The organism is Bacillus sp. JJ664 (assembly GCF_036962205.1).
In the GTDB taxonomy this organism is placed as follows: Bacteria; Bacillota; Bacilli; order Bacillales; family Bacillaceae_G; genus Gottfriedia.
Genome location: NZ_JBALMS010000223.1, coordinates 1 through 3,287, shown reverse-complemented (window position 1 = coordinate 3,287; position 3,287 = coordinate 1). Strand labels below are relative to the sequence as shown.

Genomic DNA, 3,287 nt, shown 5'->3' with positions numbered 1-3,287 from the left:
ATCTACTTTACCTTATTATAGTTTTGGTGAAATTGAAAAATCTGAATTTTTATTGCTATTCCATAGTAAAAAAACGTCATATTATCAAGACATGTTTGACTTAGTAGAAAGATTAGAAAACAAATTAGGAATTTCATTACTTAATGATGAGGATTTTCTATATACTTTTCAAAGTCAATACAAACGATACTCATTGGTTTTATATTCGATTGAAAAAAGAGAACCTTCTTATCCATTAGATCGTTTTACAAATGAGAATTACCCCGAATTATTTACGAAAGTAAAAAACATTTTGTTCGAATGGACAAATGAAAAGTCATACCCTGAAATTACAAAAGACGGAATTGCTAAAGTAACATTGAATATCCAAGCAACTAAAATTAAATTAGATATGTTGAAAAAAAATATATTATTACTAACAAGTAATGGACCGGCAGTTTATCGATATATTTCTACAAAACTAATAAAGGAATTCGGTCATAAAATGAATATTCTGCAACCAAAACAAGGTGATTTTGAGTCTCAAAACTTAGATGAACTTTCAATAGAATTTATTATTGCAGATTTTCACTTAGATATTGATACAATCCATCCTGTTATTATTATTGAGCCAACTCTCACACAACGAGATATAAACCAAATCTCTCTTTTATTTCATTCAATAAAAAATGATAACAAAAAAAGGCACATATAATGTGCCTTTTGACTGCCTGCCAAACCAGCTCTCGTTCTTTTTTGTTCTCCTGTTTGATTTTTTCATATCTCATTAAAAGTACTACCGTCAATATATTCATATAACCATGATTATTGACCCTAATTTAACGCAAAAGATATGATCAAATTTCTATTTTATTTAGGCAATATAAAAAGAGGCAAATTTAACATGCCTCTTTTCATTTTAATAATAAGTATTTACGTAAAGCAGAACAACTAAATCCAATATAAAGAAATTTCCTTATCATCTTGATTTAGTAAGAATATAATGAGAAAACTTTTGAGGTGTTCCATATCGCATGATGTCTTGGATTAATTCAGCGTCTTCATCTGAAATTGTATTTTTTAAGGAATCATTTTCTTCTTGAATTGAAACTGGAATTAAGTTCCCGTTAATATAGTCAAAATTAATAACTTTTCCTACATTCTTACCTTTTACACTTAAGCTAATTCCCTCGTTTAACATTGCGTATCCAACAATCTCATACTTTTTACTAAAGACATCTTCAATTGCATCAAAAGATATAAATTCTTTTTCTCCGTCATTGTAGACAGTATCCTTATCAAATGTAACCTGTATTCCTACTGGTTCAGAACCTCCTTTTGCATCTTTTCCATATACGATTTCATTGAGTGTTCCAGAATGATATAATGGTTCCTCATCATTGATACAATATTGATCACTTCTTATAATAATTTCTACACGTTCACCTTCATTTACTTCGAGTTCTTTTTTATTTCCAAAAACATTATAGAATTCCAACTTTTAACCCCCTAATTTTTTATGTAATCAAATTTGGCTACTCCAAATGCAAGCCACTGCTTCTTTTTTTTATTTAACTGTGTAAACAATCCAATAAGTGATTTCAGTACCATATCGGTAAACAGTCAAATGCTTTTTTAAAATGATATAATTTAAAACTGTTGATTGTTTGCTCAAAACATCAACATGAATCTTTTTAGCGATTTGGAATAAATTTGGTTAAATCAACACAATATGATTTTTTGATATTCCTTTTTTAGAATTTGAATAATCACCGCATTCCATACAAAAAATAAATAGGTCCAAATTCGTTTTTTTTTAGAGAAAAATATATAAAATAAAAGAAGCTCCATTAAGAAGCTTCTTTAAACTGTAAATCACTTAACGTATTCCCTTAACATCCAACCACTCAGAATAGGTAAGTATATTTAAATTATCTTTTTTACGATCAACATAATTTACAATCGTTTTAAATTTTCCAGGGTCAAAATTCATTTGTGCAGCATCGGGTTTTTTGTTAAAACGATGATTCGTAAATACAATTGTTTGTTTTGTTTGTATTGCCTGATCAATTTCTTGTTTCACCCATTTTATATCAGTAGTAGGAAGCAAGTTGATTGTACGTATTTCATATTTTTTTAGTTGATTAGATTGAATTCCATCGACAATCGTGCGCGCACTTCGAAAATGTTCTTCCTGTAAAATATCCAATGTGTCTTGATTATAAGAACCGTATGGATAAACTGCTATATCACTTGCTCTTGTAAAACAATGATTATTAAGCCATGTTCTTGCTTGATCAAATTCTTTTTTTTGCTTCTTGTTTGATAAATTTACTAAATGAAGATGTGAATATGTATGATTCATTAAGTCCCAACCTGATGCATATAGCGTATTTAATTGACTTAATGTCATATAACCATCAGTACCTACTTTAGTTGGAATAACCGCTATACTTCCTTTCATACCTTTCTCATTTAAGATTTGAAAAGCATGAGTATATTGAGATTCCCAACCATCATCCATCGTAAAAATTATGTTTGCTTTATTTTGTTTTCTTTCTATTTCTTGTAGATCTTCTATATTTCTATCAGCTAACGGCCTACACCTATTTTGCAGCAATACTACTTTATTTTTTGGATTTGAATCGTCTAAGTATGTTGCGCTACTCTTCATGAAAGGATATGCTATTATGAACAATGAAATCATCACAGCATATACATAAACAAGCTTTTTATCCAACTTTCACCATTCCTTTATCCTTCTCTAATTCATAAGTACGTCCTGTTCTAGCAACTTTGTTCCAGTCATTGCGGTTCACAAAATATGCCAATGTTCCGTATAGAACAAAAAATATTGTAACAAAGCGATACACAAATAAATCTAATACAATCGTAACAGCCAATCGTACCTTATCTTTTCCTCTGAAATGAACCCCATAGAATCGAGCTAGATAAACTGCAAACATACTGTAAATCAAATTAAATGTAACTGAACCCAACAGATAGATTATCATTAGATTCTTAGCTCCATCTATATTTGTAATGAGATTATATCCCAAATTAAATAACGTAATATAAACAGCAATTGTACCAATAACAAATGAATCAATCAGCATAAAGAAAGAAACAGTCCGAAAAGGAAATGTCTTTACAAGCATAGGGAAATAATGAATGATACAGTCAATAAATGCCTTTTGCCAGCGAACCCGTTGTTTAAATAAATCCCGCCATGTTTCAGGACACTCTGTATAACATACTGCTTCTGGAACAAAGACCATTTTCTTGCCACGATTTTTTAAAATATATTG

General features: G+C 29.6%; 4 protein-coding genes. 1 reads left to right on the top strand and 3 read right to left on the bottom strand.

The features are described 5' to 3' along the window. A partial coding sequence (locus V7056_RS20525; protein ID WP_499704240.1) for a hypothetical protein occupies positions 1-694 on the top strand: 694 nt, incomplete at its 5' end. A 264-nt stretch (positions 695-958) separates the two neighbouring features. Here the strand turns inward: V7056_RS20525 and V7056_RS20520 are convergent. The 3 genes from V7056_RS20520 to V7056_RS20510 all read right to left on the bottom strand — a co-directional run. Further along, positions 959-1,477, bottom strand: a complete 519-nt coding sequence (locus V7056_RS20520; RefSeq protein WP_499704239.1) for a hypothetical protein — start codon at positions 1,475-1,477, stop codon at positions 959-961. A 381-nt stretch (positions 1,478-1,858) separates the two neighbouring features. Next, positions 1,859-2,719: a polysaccharide deacetylase family protein gene (locus V7056_RS20515; RefSeq protein WP_499704238.1), complete on the bottom strand. Its 861-nt coding sequence runs from the start codon at positions 2,717-2,719 to the stop codon at positions 1,859-1,861. Continuing rightward, on the bottom strand, positions 2,712-3,287 hold a 576-nt coding region (locus V7056_RS20510; protein ID WP_499704237.1), incomplete at its 5' end, for a glycosyltransferase family 2 protein. The genes V7056_RS20515 and V7056_RS20510, both read right to left, overlap by 8 nt.